The following is a 14,451-nucleotide window of genomic DNA, read 5'->3' on the forward strand; positions in this document are numbered from 1 at the left end:
CGCCAGCGCGAGTCGGCTGGCGTTTTGCGTGCATGCGTTTAACCCGCTTGAACAAAGCGCAAAAATGGGTGTTCAATTTCGCGCAAAGCGTTAGAATGTCCCTATGAACCATGCGGCTTTATGGTCCGTAAAGTTTGGGGTGCCCGGCCCAGCCGGGCCATTTTTTCGGCGCTTGCCGAAACGTGGAGGTTAGATAGATTATGTCTGCAACAGAAAAAAAAGCGCAGTACGCGACTGATTCACCCGATGAGGTCTTGAAGGACCTCAACACCACCGCCACTGGGCTTAGTGAGGCCGAAGCAAAAAAGCGGCTCACCCAGTACGGGGATAATACGATCACCAAAGCTCAGGGAGAATCACGCTTCAAAGCATTCATCAAGAACTTCACCAGTTTGATGGCGATTCTTCTGTGGGTCTCGGGGTTTGTGGCGATCTTTTCCGGGACACTTGAACTGGGGATCGCAATCTGGTTGGTTGACATCATCAACGGCCTGTTCAGCTACTGGCAACAATTTCAGGCGAAAAAGGCCACTGATTCGTTGATGGCCATGCTGCCAACATTCACCCAGGTTTACCGCGATGGTAAGTTGGAGCAGAAAAACGCGACCGAGCTGGTGCCAGGTGACGTCTTTATGCTTCAAGCCGGTAACGCGATTCCAGTTGATGCCCGGTTGATCGAAGCAACTTCTATGCAAGTCGACCAAAGCGCCCTGACTGGCGAATCTGTGCCAGAATCCAAGTTTGTGAAGTACGACCCAGGCGAAGGTCAGTTTGCCGAAAGTAACCTGATTTATGCTGGGACCACCATTGGTGCCGGTACTGGTAAAGCGGTCGCAATCGCCACTGGGATGCACACCGAATTTGGTAAAATCGCGGCACTGACCCAGCAGCAGGAAAAGGCCAAGAGCCCGTTGGCCATTGAGCTGGATCACCTGACCCGACAGATTTCTATCATTGCCATCGGGATCGGCGTCGCATTTTTCGTTGCCTCAATTTTCTTCGTCCACTACCCCGTCGCCAAGGCCTTCATCTTTGCGCTGGGCATGATCGTCGCCTTCATTCCTGAAGGTTTGCTTCCGACCGTCTCCTTGAGTCTGGCCCAAGGCGTCACGCGCATGGCCAAGAAACACGCGCTGGTCAAGGATTTGAACTCCGTTGAGACCCTTGGCGAGACCACCGTCATCTGCTCGGATAAGACCGGGACGCTGACGCAAAACCAAATGACTGTCAATCACGTCTGGACTCGCAGCAAGGAATACAAAGTTACGGGTCAGGGCTATGTGAACAATGGTCACATCGAATTAGACGGACAAAAAGTCGACCCGATGAAGGAACCAGAGCTTGGCCTGCTGGTGCGCGTTTCTTCCTTGAACAACGACACCCAAGTCCAGCAGGACAAGGAAAACGGGAAGCCCAAAATTTTGGGTACCCCAACCGAAGCTGCTTTGGTCATCTTGGCTCAAAAAGCTGGCTTCGACCTGGCGGCTGCCACCAAAGAAACACCGCGGCTCAAAGAATTTCCATTTGATTCCGACCGCAAGCGGATGAGCACGGTGCATCAGATCAATGACTCGACCTTGGCCATTTGCGTCAAGGGCTCCCTGTCTGACATTGTTCACCAGTGCGACACGATTCAAGTCGACGGCAAAGTCCGGCCAATCACCGAAGACGACCGTCGCGCCATCGACGTTGCCAACACTAAGTACGCAAAGTTGGGCCTGCGCTCCCTGGCGGCTGCCTACCGGGAAATACCGGCTGAAGCAGACCAAGAAAAGCAGCTGGACGCGATGACGATTGAAGAAGCTGAAAACCACTTGACCTTCGTCGGGTTAACTGTGATGGCTGACCCGCCGCGTCCAGAAATTTACGACGCGGTCAAGAAGTGCCACGAAGCCAACATCAAGATCATCATGGTCACCGGGGACTCTTCCCTGACCGCCAAGTCGATCGCGGTTAAAATCGGGTTGACCTCAGACAAGGCCCGGGTCGTTACTGGTACCGAGCTTGAAGCCATGAGTGAAGCCGACCTGCAGGATGCCCTGAAGGGTGAAATCATCTTCGCCCGGGTCGCCCCTGAACAGAAGTACAAGATTGTATCCACGCTGCAGAAGAACGGCGAAATCGTCGCTTCCACCGGTGACGGGGTCAACGATGCCCCGGCGCTGAAGAAGGCCGATATCGGCGTCGCCATGGGGGTCACTGGCACGGATGTTGCTAAGGATGCCGCAGACATGATCCTCACCGATGATAACTTTGCTTCAATCGTTGCGGCGATTGAAGAAGGTCGGACCGTTTACTCCAACCTGCAAAAGTTCCTGACCTACATTCTCACCTCGAACGTGCCAGAAGCGGTGCCATCAGCCTTGTTCCTGTTCTCTGGCGGCTTGATTCCACTGCCAATGACCGTCATGCAGATTCTGACCGTTGACCTTGGGACCGACATGCTGCCTGCGTTGGGTCTGGGTTCTGAACGCGCTGAACCTGGGATCATGCAGCAGCCGCCGCGCGCTAAGAATGCGCACCTGATGAACAAATCCGTCGTCTGGAAAGCGTTCCTCTGGTATGGTCTGATTAGTTCAGTCGTTTCGACGTTTGCTTACTTCTTCGTCAACGTCCAAAACGGCTGGCCAAGCATTGCCTTAGCAGCCTCCGGTCAGGTTTACTCACGGGCAACCACCATGGTGCTCGGCGCGATTGTCTTCTCCCAGATTGCCAACGCGCTTAACTGCCGGACTAAGACCGCTTCGGTCATGCAAGTGGGCCTGTTCTCCAACCGCCGGGTCTGGTATGGGATCGTGTTTGAAGTCATCCTGTTCGCTTTCCTGACCATGACGCCAGGGGTTCAAGAACTCTTCAACACCACCGTACTTCAAGGTGCCGACTGGCTCTTCCTCTTCGCCATTCCAATTCCAATCTTCTTGATCGAACAGCTACGCAAATGGATCGACCGGCGCCGGCTCGGGAAAGCCGCCCAAGCAGTCGCTTAACTAATGAATCCGCTCAGTTTGAGTCATCAAACTGGGCGGATTTTTTGTGCGATCATCAAAAAGCCACCTTCTCTATTCGAGAAAGTGGCTGATTTTTTCGTACCCCATGAGAAGACCAGGAACCCATCACAGCAGCTGGTCAAAAGCCGCGCTGGTTGATTGAAGCGTAAATGCCTTAGGATCGAGGCCTAGCGCATGCTTCAAGCGCACTCGGAGGCTAGTCGGGCCCATATTTGAGCTGAAGCGATAACCCCCTTGATAAGGGCGTAAGTACGCAACAACTGGGTTCAACGCCAGTCGCACCTCACGATCAGGCTGCGGCTGATCAAAGCTCAGCAGGTAGTCAACCCCAATGCCGGCTGCTACCGGTGTCACTTCTTTTGCCATGGTACTCGCCTCCTCCAGACTGAATCGAATCCATCTGGCTTCAGTTTAAGCCGGTGCCTCGTCAAAAACAACTGACCGCAATCAAAAAGCCCGCAACAAGTGCGAGCTACTCAGCTTGGCGGTGAAGCCGAAATTGAATTTGCGCAAAATCATCATTCTCATGCTGAGCCACGTAGGCGGTAGCGTCGCGGTTGACCGCCTTGAGGTCAACGCCCTGCGCTTTTGCGGCGAACAAGCAGCCACAGTAGCACTGACGATAGACGTTGTACTCTCGACACATCTGAACCGACCGAGCATACCCACCGCGCTTTTTAAAATCACTGGGCAGATAAGCCACATTGTAAATGTGCTGGATCTCAAGGCCGCCCTCATTGATCCACTGCGCGTTCTTGCTTGGACTGATGGTTAAGGTACTGCCAAAATAGTCGAAATCAAGCTCCTGGGCCTTTTGCGCCACGGCATTAAGCCGGAAATTGTAGCAAACTTTGCAGCGGGCGCCGCCTTCCGGTTCATCCTTCAGTGCTTTGGTGTGGGCCAGCCAGTCGCTGGGCCGATAATCTGCGCTGATGAAATTCACGGCGTTGCCCGTCCGCTGGTTAAAGTCCGCGATAAACTGCTCCTGCACCAGTTTGCGGCGTTCGTACTCCATCCGTGGATGAATGTTGGGATTGTAATAGTAGATGGTGACGTCTGCATACTGGGTCAAGTATTCCAACGTGTATGTCGAGCAAGGGGCGCAGCACGAATGCATCAACAGCCGCGGCCGGCGATTATGCTGCTGCCAGCCTGCAATCACTTGCTGAAGAATTTTGTCAAAGTTGATTTTCTGGTCTTTCTCAAACTGGCTGGCGATCTCATCGTATTCCAGCATGCGCACCCCTCCTTGGCTTTTCTTCAGTATATAAAAGCGGTGCGACTAGCACAAGCGGTCATCTCAAACCGCCCATCAGGCAAGCTCTAAGTAGTCCCGCATGGCTGGCAAGGCGGCAGCCGCCTCACTCACACCAGTTTGATAAAGCGCGGCCAGCTTGTTGACATCGTGCTCCAACCGACCCACTGTCACCGGCTGCTTGGGGGCAATCACAAATACTTGCCCGGTTTTCTCCTGAGCTTCCAAGGCCTCAGCTTGCCGATTGTACATCTCCGGGCGGCCGATCGCGGTTTGCACAAACGTTGGGTGCGCCGCAAAGCTGCGGTGATACGCCCGCCGCAGGACCGCACTGGTTGGCGACTTGCGATAGGCACGCTCCCGGGTCCGAATCACCACGACCTTGTCGTAGCCGCGCTGCTGCGCGTACTCAAACGGGATCGAATCCGCAATGCCGCCGTCTAGACACGGACCAGCGCTGGTAAAGGCCGCGGCCGAAATGAACGGCATTGCGGCGCTGGCTTTGAGATCCGCCACCATGTCTCGCCCTTGCGGATGACGGAAGTACACGGCGTGGCCCTGCTCGATCGACGTCGCCACCACGACAAACTCGCTGGGGGAAGTGCGGTAAGTCCGGTCGTCGAAGTCCTCCCACTCCCCACCGTGCTCAGCAAAAAGGTAATCCAGATTGATGATGTCCTGGCGGTGCAAGGCTCGGCTGACCGAGATGTAGTTTTTGTCGGTGCGATACTTGGTGTTGATCGCGTTGGTCCGGCCAATCTGCTCGGACAGGTAGTTCGTCCCACACAGTGCGCCGGCCGAGACCCCGACCACCAGCTCAAAACGAATCTCATGCGTCAAAAAGGTGTCAAGCACCCCGGCTGTATACTGCCCCCGCAGCGCCCCGCCTTCAAGAACCAATGCTGCTTTGTACATGCGACCGTCTCCTTTACTGCGCCCTACCTAATGATGCGGCGCCGTCCTCCACTAAACTCGGTTTGGCGTTCAGTATAAGGGAGAAACCAGGATTGCACAAGCCAGCTGACACCCGCAAGACGATTAATCCTGGGCGCTTTACCGACGCTTGTGGCATAATGTCCTCAGGAGATGAGAGTATGCCATTAGAACACCCGACCCAGTTTTTCCCCACCTGCCGCGATGAGGCAATTGCATTGGAGTGGCTCCGCCAGCAAGACCTGCGCGATAAATCGCCGGAGGACGTCGCCTTACTGTACGATACCGCGCTCAAAGGCGTTCAACGAAAAAACGCCGCACTGCACAATCAGAAGTAATTTTCGCCAGAAAAGCGCCTGTTAAAGGCGCTTTTCTTGTCCCACTTTAAAAAGGCAGATCCTCCTGCGGAACTGTGACGTCGGGTTTGGCTGGATCAAACGGATCGGCTTGCGTGAAGCTCACGGCCCCGGTGCTTGCACCGGACGCCTGGGCCTTTTGACTCTGCCTAAATTCGTAGACCTTGCGAGATTCAAGAAAAATCAGGTTTTGGACGACCACTTCCAATTCCGTTCGGCGCTGCCCCTCCCTGCTTTCGTGCGAGAAGGACTGCAGTCGGCCCTCAATGCCCAGCAAGGCACCCTTATGCAGATAGTTGGCCATGAGTTCCGCCCGTTTGTCCCAGGCGATGGCGCGAATAAAATCGGCGGCCCGATTGCCTTGTTCATCTCTTGTGCCGCGGGCGACTGCCAGCGTAAACAAGCCAAAAGTCAGGCCACTGGAAGTTTTCTTCAGCTCAACTTCTCGCACCAAGTGACCGGTCAAAGACACGTGATTAAGCATGATTCATTCCTCCGTTCTGTTAATGGCCAACCCGCTTTCGTTGGTCTGTGCATACATTCCGCAAAAAACGACCGCCTGCCCGAATTTTCAACGACGAATGAGTAAAAGCTTCCAGATCAATTGAGCACGTGCTAATATAAGGCATGCCATTAACCACTGATACCAGTGCCGTTTGAGCGCTGGAAAAGGGGGAAAAACCATGTCAGCCATTAGACTGCCGCTTATCGTGAGCGGCCTGATCATCATTTTGGTCTCGATTGGCTTTTTTCTTGCGCGCCGGGGCCGGTGGCTCTCTCGATTCACTGTAGCGGCTGGGTTGTTTCTAGTCGCGATTGGCCTCATTATGCCCAACTTGCCGGGTCAATTTGCAAACCGCCGAGCTGACCCCAAGCAAAGCGCCTCTTCCTCAAAGAACACTGAGCAAACAACCAGCACTCATCCGGCGCGCCACCGCACAGCCGGCCTACCCACGGATGCGAAGACTCTGGCTGCGGTGAACATGACCCTCGCCGAACAGTTGAAGTTGTTCCAGGGTCAATCACGAGGCACGCTCGACGCCAGCGGTCACGCGGTTCAAACCGGCACACCGGACCACTCGTACGACTGGTCCTTGTATCTGAAAAGCGTGACTCTGACCCGTGAGCAAGAGATCGTTGCCCAGGCGGATAACTTCAAAGTTTCCGCCCTCGTCGCAGAATCGCGCAAAGAACTCGCTGGTCACGCGCAAGAAATGGCCTTGGCCGCACTGGCTAAGCAAAAGCGCCTCACCAATCACATTCGCGACCGCGGCATTTACGTGGCACTGTACGGGGATAAAACCATCGTGGCCCACTCTCAGACAGCGGATTATAAGCAGTTTGAGGTCGCTAAGTGAGCAAATCGTAAGCTACTTCTCAACCGCCAACAACAACAAAACACGAGCCGGAAGTTCGCTTTGATGCGATTTCCTGCTCGTGTTTTGTTAGTCTGTTCGCCTATTTTCGGTACATCTTAAATTCCAAGTACAAATCGTTGTAGAGACCAACCGTCTTAGAATCCAGGTCCTTGTATACTTCAGACCGTTTGATCACGGTCGGGTCCGGGTAGAACTGCTTGTCGTTGCGCACTGACTTTGGCAGCAGCCTCAAGGCCGCGGTATTCGGGGTCGAATAACCGACGTACTCGGCATTTTGGGCCGCGTTCTTCGGGTCGGTGATGAAGTTGAGGAAGGCGTAAATTGCCTTGTAATGCTTGGCCGTCTTAGGAATCACCAAGTTATCAAACCAGAGGTTAGACCCTTCACTCGGCACGATGTAGTGAAGGTGCGAGTTGTTGGCCATCATATCCGCCGCCTCACCGGACCAGTCGACCGCCAGCTCGGATTCATCGGCCGCCATGTACATCTTAATTTCATCGGCGACCACGGCCTTCACATTCGGTGACATTTGATCCAGCTTGGCCTTGGCCAAAGCCAGCGTGTTGGGGTCGGTAGTGTTCATCGACTTGCCCATCGACCGCAGCGAAAAGCCCATAATGTCACGCGCTGAATCGATCAGCATGATGTTGTCCTTAAATTTCGGGGACCACAGGTCATTCCAATGCTGGACCTCATCGGCAGAAACGTATTTGTCATTGTAGATGATCCCCAGCGTGCCCCAGAAATAGGGCAGTGAGTACTTGTTGCCGGGATCAAACGAGCGATTCATGTACAGCGAGCCGTAATTGTTCAGCCCGTGTAGCTTGCTTTTATCCAGCGGCACCAGCATCTTCGCCCGGGCCATTTTTTCGACCATGTATTCAGAAGGGACGGTCAGATCATAGGACGTCCCGCCCTGCTGAATTTTGGTGTACATGGCTTCGTTGGAATCAAAAGTCTCCAGGTTGACATGGTAACCGGACTCTTTTTCAAACTTTTTGACCAGCGCAGGGTCGATGTAATCCCCCCAGTTGGCCAGATTCAGCGTGTTGTCGCCGGTCGCCCCCTGCGCTTTTTGCAGGGAGTTGCTCCAGACGGCAAGCCCGATGACGGCGGCCAAAATGACCGCGGCCATACTAATGAGTCGTTTCATTGAGCGCCGCCCCCTTTGCTTTCAACTTGGCCTTGTGGGACGCACTGCCGCGCTGGATGAAGTAGTACCCGACCACCAGCACCAGCGAGAAAATAAACATCACGCCGGACAGTGCGTTGATCTCCAGGCTGATCCCCTGCCGCGCGCGGGCGTATATCTCGACAGACAGGGTCTCAAACCCGTTGCCGGTGACAAAGAAGGTCACGGCAAAATCGTCCAGGGAGTAGGTGAAGGCCATGAAGAACCCAGACAGGATCCCCGGCGTGATGAACGGCATGATGACCCGCGTCAGCGTCTGCGTGTTTGTCGAGCCCAGATCCCGCGCCGCGTCCAGCAGTGAGGGGCTCATTTCAGACAGCCGCGGCAGCACCATCAGCACCACGATCGGAATTGAAAACGCGATGTGACTCAGCAGCACGGACAAGAACCCGAGCGGCACGTGAAGCGCCGTGAAGAAAATCAGAAAACTGGCACCGATAATGACATCAGGAGACACCATCAGGATGTTGTTCAAAGACAGGATTGAATTTTTCAACACAGGCTTGGTGGTGCGGCTAATGGCCAGCGCCCCCAGCGTTCCCACGATGGTCGCGATCAAGCTGGACAGCAGCGCCAGCATCAGGGTATCGACCACGATCTGAATCATGCGGGTATCCGCGAACAGCTCGCTGTAATGCGCCCAAGTGAAACCGCGGAAGTTGCTCATGGTGTCCCCTTTGGAGAAGCTGTAGATGATCAGGTAAGCGATGGGCACGTACAACATGATAAACACAAAAATCAGGTAGAGATTCGACCATTTCCACTTTTTCATGCTTGCCGTCCTCCCTTCTTCTTCCGCTCACCGGTCAGGAACATGATGATGACCATGGCGACAATGAGCACAACGCCGATGGTTGAGCCCATCCCCCAATTCATCGTCGTCAGGAAGTGCTCCTCGATTGCCGTCCCCAAGGTGATGACCCGGTTGCCGCCAATCAGACGTGTCAGCATGAAGAGGCTCAAGCTGGGAATGAACACCGCCTGCACACCAGCCTTGACCCCGCTCATGGTCAAAGGCAAAATCACGCGGGTAAACGACTGCCACCACTTGGCACCAAGGTCGCGGCTGGCATTGACCAGCCCCTCGTTGAGCTCCTCAATGCCGTTGAAAATCGGCAGGATCATAAACGGAATCTCGATGTAGCTGGCCACGAAAATGAACGAAAAGTCGGTGAACAGGAACTGGTGCGGCCCCAGCCCCATCATCCGCAGGAACGTGTTGATCCCGCCGTCCTGACTGAAGATGCCGATAAAGGCGTAGGCCTTCAGCAGCAGATTGATCCAGGTCGGCAAGATGATCAGCAGCAGCCACAGTTCCTTGTGCTTGGCGTAATGCAACAGGTACGCCGCCGGGTACGAGATCAAAAGCGTCACGGCCGTGATCAAAAAAGCGTACCAGACCGAGTTGATGGTCATCATGATGTATGTCCCGGACTGAAAATAGGTGGCGTAATTGCTCAGGGTGAACTGACCTTCAATGTTGAAGAAGGATTGGTAGACGATCAGCACCATCGGCGCAATCACGAACAGGACGATCCAGAGGATGTACGGCACGTAAAAGGCCAGGTTTTGCGTTGATTTTTTCATCGCCGGCCTCCTATTCGCCTTCGTAGCTTTCCAGCCGCGCGTCAAAGTCCTCTTCGGATTCGTTCAGCCGCATGACATGGATGTCTTCCGGATCAAAAGTCAAATCGACACGATCGCCATCCTTGGCCGGGTTCGTCGAGTGAATCAGCCATTCGTTCTTCGCGTCGTCGTAAGCCACAATTTCGTAATAGTCGCCGCGGAACAGCTGGGTGTCGACGTCAACGGTCACCTTGCCAGCGCCAACCGCAGTGATGTCCAGATCCTCAGGCCGCAGCACGACCTCAACCGATTCATTCGCCCGCATCCCCGCATCGGCACACTCGAACTGCTTGCCGTTAAACTCGACCAGGTAATCCTGGACCATGTGGCCTGACACAATGTTTGATTCGCCGATGAAATCCGCGACGAAATGGTTGACCGGCTCATCATAGATATCGACCGGCGTACCGGATTGCTGGACCTCACCATCGTTCATCACAAAAATCTCGTCGGACAGGGCCAGCGCCTCTTCCTGATCATGGGTGACAAACAGGAAGGTAATGCCGAGGCGCTGCTGCAGTTCGCGCAGTTCGTACTGCATGTCCTTGCGCAGCTTAGCGTCAAGGGCCGACAGCGGCTCGTCCAAGAGCAGCACCTCAGGCTCCAGCACAATTGCCCGCGCGATGGCAACGCGCTGCTGCTGCCCGCCTGAAAGCTCAGCGATTTCACGGTCGGCCAGGCCCTCCAGGCGCACCATCTTCAGCGCATCCTCCACTCGGGTTTTGATTTCACCCTTCGTGTGCTTTTGAATGCGCAGCCCGAACGCAACATTTTCAAAAACGTTCAGGTGCGGAAACAACGCGTAGTCCTGGAAGACAGTGTTGACCTTGCGCTCATTGGCGGGAATGTCGTTGATGCGCTTGCCGTCAAAGAGCACGTCGCCAGAGGTCGGGTCAAGAAAGCCCGCAATGGCGCGCAAAATTGTCGTCTTGCCAGAGCCGCTGGGGCCAAGCAGCGTGTAAAACTTGCCCTGCTCGATTTCAATGTTGATGTCCTTTAGTACGGTCGTGTCCCCATAAACCTTGCTGACATGCTTCAATTCGATGATCGTTTTGCTCAATTTTCACTCCCCCTATAAGTAAGACGCCGTTGCCACCAGCAAAATCACACTTTTACCGCGGGCGGCATTCACAATGCGATGCTGCTGCGTCGCGTGAAAATAAATCGCCTCCCCACGCTTGGCCAGGTAGGTGGCACTGCCGAGCTCCAGCTTCACGCGCCCTGACACGACATAGATGAAGGTCTCCGCCGGTGACGGTTCGAAAGTCTTAAATTCACCGCCAGCCTCGAAGGTGATGTGAACCGGCTCCATTTCATTCTCGTTGGATTCCGGCACCAGCCAGCGCAGCTGATAGCCGCGTTCTTCATCCACGTATTCGGTTTGATCCGCCACGGCGTAAACTAGCTGCTGGTTTTGATCCTCGGTGAAAAACTGCGCCGGCGTCTGGCCCAGCACATTCAAAATATCAAAGAACGTCTCCATCGACGGTGAGGACTGGTCGTGTTCCAGCTGTGAGATGTAGCCCTTCGTCAAATCGGTGCGTTCCCCCAACTCCTCTTGAGTCAGGTTTTTCTGGATCCTCAAATCACGGATTTTCTGTCCTATGTCCATTCGGCCACCCCCAGCGTCGGTTTTGTCCAACTAAACCATAAGTTTAGTACGCTTTGCCTATTATACCGGGTCAGGAGCCGAATTCAAGAAAAAAGCCCCACGTTTTCATTACAGTTCGTTAACAAGCAGATGAGTGGTACGCATTTTCGTTCGCGCCAAAAAAAGCCGTCACCCAAAGGCAACGGCGTAAAACAGATCAACCCTTTATTATTCTTCTTCCAGCCGGTTGAGCTTGTCCATATCCTTATCGCTAATGGTGAAGTCCAACTGGGCGTTGCTTTCAGCGTGGAACCGGTGTGTCGCCTTAGGCAGCGGCAAAACCCCATTTTGCAGGCAGAACTTAATGGCCAGCTGCGCAATCGAGACGTTGTACTGCTCAGCAATGGCCGTCAGATCAGGGTCTTGCAGCAGGCGGCCGGTGGCAAGTGGCGAGTAGGCCTCGACCAGCAAACCGTTGTCTTTGGCAAACTTGGTGATGGGGTTTTCAGTGTAGCCAACATGGTACTGAATCTGGTTGACCATCGGCTTGACGGTGGCCCCGTCAAAGATATTTTTCATCTCTGGGACGCCGAAGTTTGAGATCCCAATAGCCTTGGCTTGGCCGCTTTGATAAATCTCTTCCATGGCCTTCCAGACGTCCTTGTTTTCCTTGTCGTAGTTCCCACGCTTGGCCCATGGCCACGGTGCGTGGATCAGGTACAAGTCAACGTAATCAAGGCCCAGGTTCTTGAGTGAAGTCTCAAAATCCTGCTTGGCGCCCTCGTAAGTCTTGGTCTCAGCCGGCAGCTTGGTGGTCACAAAGATCTGATCGCGGGGAATGCCGGAGTAGCTGATGGCCGCCCCAACGCCTTCCTCGTTGTGATAGGCCAGCGCCGTGTCGATGTGGCGATAGCCAAGCGACAATGCGTTATAGACTGCCTCTTGGGCCTCGGCCTGGGGAATCTGCCACGTGCCAAAGCCAACTTTGGGAATCTTAACGCCATTTGCCAACTCATAGGTTTCTGTCAAAATCGAAGATGCCATTGTAATGCCTCCTATAGATTTTGTTCCTCAAATAAATGCACACCCTTGGCCAGGCGTTGCAGTCCATCGGTGAGCTGCGCCTTGGGACAGGCGATGTTCATGCGAATGAACTGCGCGCCATTGCCGCGGTACTCGCTGCCGGCCGAGAGAATCAACCCGGTTTGCTCACGCAGGAATTGGCAGAAGGTCTCACTGTCCGCGTGCAGCGCCGAGATGTCGAGCCACAGCAGATACGTCGCATTCTCAAACGCCGGTTTCACGGCAGGCAGCGACGACTGCAGAACGTCTTGGACCTGCCGCCGGTTGGCCAGCAGTGTCGCCTTCAAATCCGCCAGCCAAGCCGCGCCTTGGGTGTAGGCCGCGATGCTGGCCGGCAGCGACAGTAGGTTAGGCTCGGCCAGCTCATCGTTATTGAGGGCCCGAGTGACCGACTCGCGCAGCGCCTTTCCCGGCACGATCACGGTCGCCGCATGCAGTGCCGCCACATTAAACGTCTTAGACGGTGACACACAAATCACCGCGTTGTTGCGCAGCCGCTCTGGCAGGGCAAACACCGGCGTGTAAGCGGGGGCGCCGAAGACGAGGTCCCCGTGGATCTCGTCTGAAAGCAAGACCACGTGGTGCTTCAAGCAAAGCTCCGCGATCCGCGTCAACGTCGCCTTTGACCAGGCTTTGCCGACCGGGTTGTGCGGGTTGCACAGAATCATCAGGGTACTGAGCGGATCGGCGAGCTTTTGCTCTAAGTCTTCAAAATCGATGTGGTAGGTGCCGGCGGCCTGGTCGTACACCAGATCCGACGACAGCGTGTGGCGCCCATTGTTTTCAATCGAGTGGTAGAACATGTTGTACACCGGCGCCTGGACCACCACGTTGTCCCCGGGATGCGAAACTCGCCGCACCACTGAGGACACCGCTGGGATCACGCCGGTGCAATACAGCATCCAAGCCGGGTCAGGCCGCGCGCCGTGCTGACTTTCATACCAGTCGGCCACGGCGGTGAAATACGCCGCGGGCGGCTCCTCGTACCCGAACACGCCAAACTGCACTTTCTGCTGCATTGCGGCAATAATGGCCGGTGCGGTCTTGAAGTCCATGTCAGCGATCCACATCGGCAGCTCACCGGGTTTTACCGCCCACTTGATCGAGTCGGTCCCAGTGCGATCGATCAGCTGGTCAAACTCGCTCATGCTTGCACCACCTTTGGCTGATTGTCAGTGCTGATCTCGGTTTTGGCCGGGTCGATCTTGGTCGGATCCAAAATCAGGGTACCAATTGCCTTGGCCCGGATCTTGCCGGAGATTGGATTCTTCACGCTGCGAATCGGCGTCGTCACCTCGGCATCGATGTTGGTGCAGTACTCAAAGGCCAGGTCGGTTTCCATCATCCGACAGTTTTTGAGCGTCAGGTCATCGCTGTAGCAGAGGCCCTGGTCGCTGGCGATCGTGCAATTGATCAGGGTCAGGTGCTTCGTGTTCCAGGCCAGGTACTCGCCGGAAATCACGGAATCAAAAATCACCACATGATCGCAGTTCCAGAACGCATCCTTAGTGACAAAAGTGGAGTTGTGCACCTCGACGTACTTGCAGCCGTCGAAGGCGTAATTACCCACCAAGTTCAGGTGATCAACGTAGATGTTCTCACTGTCTTTGGCAAAATAATCGCCGGTCACGTTCACATTTTCGATTGCGATGTCCGAGCAGGACCAAAGCGTCTCCTGGGCATCAGCGAAGAAATCGTTTTGCAGGGTAATGTGATGCGCGCGCCGAAACAGCTTCGGCGCCTGAAAACTGCAATTGCGCAGCGAAATATCGTCAGTGTACCAGATGCCGCTGCGACTCATCGTCTCAAAAATGGTATTGATCACATCGACGTGCTTGCTGTACCAAAGCGGATACTTCCACGTGAAGGTGCTATCCCGCAGCGTGATGTCGCGGCTTTCCTTCAGCGGTGACTCGCCTTCGCCAAAGGTCGTGCGGATGATGCGCGCGTCGTGCTTGCCAAACAACGGCCGCTCGCCATCAAAGAATTGATCCTGAATGGTTTCCATTATGTCCTCCCTCACTGGCG

15 protein-coding genes are annotated in these 14,451 nt (G+C 54.8%); 3 read left to right on the top strand and 12 right to left on the bottom strand.

The window, feature by feature from the left end:
- Positions 1–197 precede the first annotated feature (197 nt).
- Positions 198–2,987, top strand: a complete 2,790-nt coding sequence (locus JUE30_RS00720) for a cation-transporting P-type ATPase (protein ID WP_203623263.1) — start codon at positions 198–200, stop codon at positions 2,985–2,987.
- Positions 2,988–3,113: 126 nt separating this feature from the next.
- Here the strand turns inward: JUE30_RS00720 and JUE30_RS00725 are convergent, their stop codons facing one another.
- From JUE30_RS00725 to JUE30_RS00735, 3 genes are all read right to left on the bottom strand, one after another.
- Positions 3,114–3,374: a hypothetical protein gene (locus JUE30_RS00725; RefSeq protein WP_203623189.1), complete on the bottom strand. Its 261-nt coding sequence runs from the start codon at positions 3,372–3,374 to the stop codon at positions 3,114–3,116.
- Between the two features lie 106 nt (positions 3,375–3,480).
- Complete coding sequence (locus JUE30_RS00730; RefSeq protein ID WP_203623190.1) at positions 3,481–4,245, bottom strand: epoxyqueuosine reductase QueH; 765 nt, start codon at positions 4,243–4,245, stop codon at positions 3,481–3,483.
- Positions 4,246–4,320: 75 nt separating this feature from the next.
- Positions 4,321–5,178: a patatin family protein gene (locus JUE30_RS00735; RefSeq protein ID WP_203623191.1), complete on the bottom strand. Its 858-nt coding sequence runs from the start codon at positions 5,176–5,178 to the stop codon at positions 4,321–4,323.
- Between the two features lie 179 nt (positions 5,179–5,357).
- Between JUE30_RS00735 and JUE30_RS00740 the strand changes: the two genes are divergently transcribed.
- Positions 5,358–5,534 carry a hypothetical protein gene (locus tag JUE30_RS00740; RefSeq protein WP_203623192.1) on the top strand — a complete coding sequence of 59 codons (177 nt, stop codon included), beginning with the start codon at positions 5,358–5,360 and terminating at the stop codon, positions 5,532–5,534.
- 46 nt (positions 5,535–5,580) lie between these two features.
- Here JUE30_RS00740 and JUE30_RS00745 read toward each other — a convergent pair whose 3' ends face one another.
- Positions 5,581–6,036, bottom strand: coding sequence for a single-stranded DNA-binding protein (locus JUE30_RS00745; protein ID WP_203623193.1), 456 nt, complete (start codon positions 6,034–6,036; stop codon positions 5,581–5,583).
- A gap of 199 nt (positions 6,037–6,235) precedes the next feature.
- On the opposite strand from JUE30_RS00745, the gene JUE30_RS00750 reads away from it, so the two are divergent.
- A complete protein-coding gene (locus JUE30_RS00750; RefSeq protein WP_203623194.1) occupies positions 6,236–6,910 on the top strand; it encodes a hypothetical protein in 675 nt (224 codons plus the stop codon).
- 100 nt (positions 6,911–7,010) lie between these two features.
- On the opposite strand, the gene JUE30_RS00755 is transcribed toward JUE30_RS00750, so the two are convergent.
- The 8 genes from JUE30_RS00755 to JUE30_RS00790 form a co-directional block, all read right to left on the bottom strand.
- The gene (locus JUE30_RS00755) at positions 7,011–8,084 is read right to left on the bottom strand and encodes an ABC transporter substrate-binding protein (protein WP_203623195.1); all 1,074 of its coding nucleotides are present in this window, start codon (positions 8,082–8,084) and stop codon (positions 7,011–7,013) included.
- On the bottom strand, positions 8,068–8,895 hold the full coding sequence (locus tag JUE30_RS00760; protein WP_125756495.1) for an ABC transporter permease: 828 nt from the start codon (positions 8,893–8,895) through the stop codon (positions 8,068–8,070). Before JUE30_RS00760 ends, JUE30_RS00755 begins: the two co-directional genes overlap by 17 nt.
- Positions 8,892–9,710 (bottom strand): ABC transporter permease, encoded by an 819-nt coding sequence (locus JUE30_RS00765; RefSeq protein WP_203623196.1) that lies wholly within the window; start codon positions 9,708–9,710, stop codon positions 8,892–8,894. The genes JUE30_RS00760 and JUE30_RS00765 overlap by 4 nt, the downstream gene beginning before the upstream one ends.
- Positions 9,711–9,720: 10 nt before the next feature.
- Positions 9,721–10,809, bottom strand: coding sequence for an ABC transporter ATP-binding protein (locus tag JUE30_RS00770; RefSeq protein ID WP_125756491.1), 1,089 nt, complete (start codon positions 10,807–10,809; stop codon positions 9,721–9,723).
- Positions 10,810–10,821: 12 nt separating this feature from the next.
- Positions 10,822–11,361 carry a helix-turn-helix domain-containing protein gene (locus tag JUE30_RS00775; protein WP_203623197.1) on the bottom strand — a complete coding sequence of 180 codons (540 nt, stop codon included), beginning with the start codon at positions 11,359–11,361 and terminating at the stop codon, positions 10,822–10,824.
- Between the two features lie 207 nt (positions 11,362–11,568).
- Entirely contained in the window at positions 11,569–12,384 is an 816-nt protein-coding gene (locus JUE30_RS00780; RefSeq protein ID WP_203623198.1) for an aldo/keto reductase, read from the bottom strand.
- Between the two features lie 11 nt (positions 12,385–12,395).
- Positions 12,396–13,571, bottom strand: coding sequence for a MalY/PatB family protein (locus JUE30_RS00785; protein ID WP_203623199.1), 1,176 nt, complete (start codon positions 13,569–13,571; stop codon positions 12,396–12,398).
- The gene (locus JUE30_RS00790) at positions 13,568–14,431 is read right to left on the bottom strand and encodes a DUF3737 family protein (protein WP_203623200.1); all 864 of its coding nucleotides are present in this window, start codon (positions 14,429–14,431) and stop codon (positions 13,568–13,570) included. Before JUE30_RS00790 ends, JUE30_RS00785 begins: the two co-directional genes overlap by 4 nt.
- Positions 14,432–14,451 lie beyond the last annotated feature (20 nt).

The organism is Lacticaseibacillus sp. 866-1, assembly GCF_016861825.1.
GTDB lineage: Bacteria > Bacillota > Bacilli > Lactobacillales > Lactobacillaceae > Lacticaseibacillus.

Bases quoted from the DNA above. Each gene is read 5' to 3' on its own strand.
- JUE30_RS00725 (WP_203623189.1), bottom strand. From the start codon at position 3,374: ATGGCAAAAGAAGTGACACCGGTAGCAGCCGGCATTGGGGTTGACTAC.
- JUE30_RS00730 (WP_203623190.1), bottom strand. From the start codon at position 4,245: ATGCTGGAATACGATGAGATCGCCAGCCAGTTTGAGAAAGACCAGAAA.
- JUE30_RS00735 (WP_203623191.1), bottom strand. From the start codon at position 5,178: ATGTACAAAGCAGCATTGGTTCTTGAAGGCGGGGCGCTGCGGGGGCAG.
- JUE30_RS00740 (WP_203623192.1), top strand. From the start codon at position 5,358: ATGCCATTAGAACACCCGACCCAGTTTTTCCCCACCTGCCGCGATGAG.
- JUE30_RS00745 (WP_203623193.1), bottom strand. From the start codon at position 6,036: ATGCTTAATCACGTGTCTTTGACCGGTCACTTGGTGCGAGAAGTTGAG.
- JUE30_RS00750 (WP_203623194.1), top strand. From the start codon at position 6,236: ATGTCAGCCATTAGACTGCCGCTTATCGTGAGCGGCCTGATCATCATT.
- JUE30_RS00755 (WP_203623195.1), bottom strand. From the start codon at position 8,084: ATGAAACGACTCATTAGTATGGCCGCGGTCATTTTGGCCGCCGTCATC.
- JUE30_RS00760 (WP_125756495.1), bottom strand. From the start codon at position 8,895: ATGAAAAAGTGGAAATGGTCGAATCTCTACCTGATTTTTGTGTTTATC.
- JUE30_RS00765 (WP_203623196.1), bottom strand. From the start codon at position 9,710: ATGAAAAAATCAACGCAAAACCTGGCCTTTTACGTGCCGTACATCCTC.
- JUE30_RS00775 (WP_203623197.1), bottom strand. From the start codon at position 11,361: ATGGACATAGGACAGAAAATCCGTGATTTGAGGATCCAGAAAAACCTG.
- JUE30_RS00780 (WP_203623198.1), bottom strand. From the start codon at position 12,384: ATGGCATCTTCGATTTTGACAGAAACCTATGAGTTGGCAAATGGCGTT.
- JUE30_RS00785 (WP_203623199.1), bottom strand. From the start codon at position 13,571: ATGAGCGAGTTTGACCAGCTGATCGATCGCACTGGGACCGACTCGATC.
- JUE30_RS00790 (WP_203623200.1), bottom strand. From the start codon at position 14,431: ATGGAAACCATTCAGGATCAATTCTTTGATGGCGAGCGGCCGTTGTTT.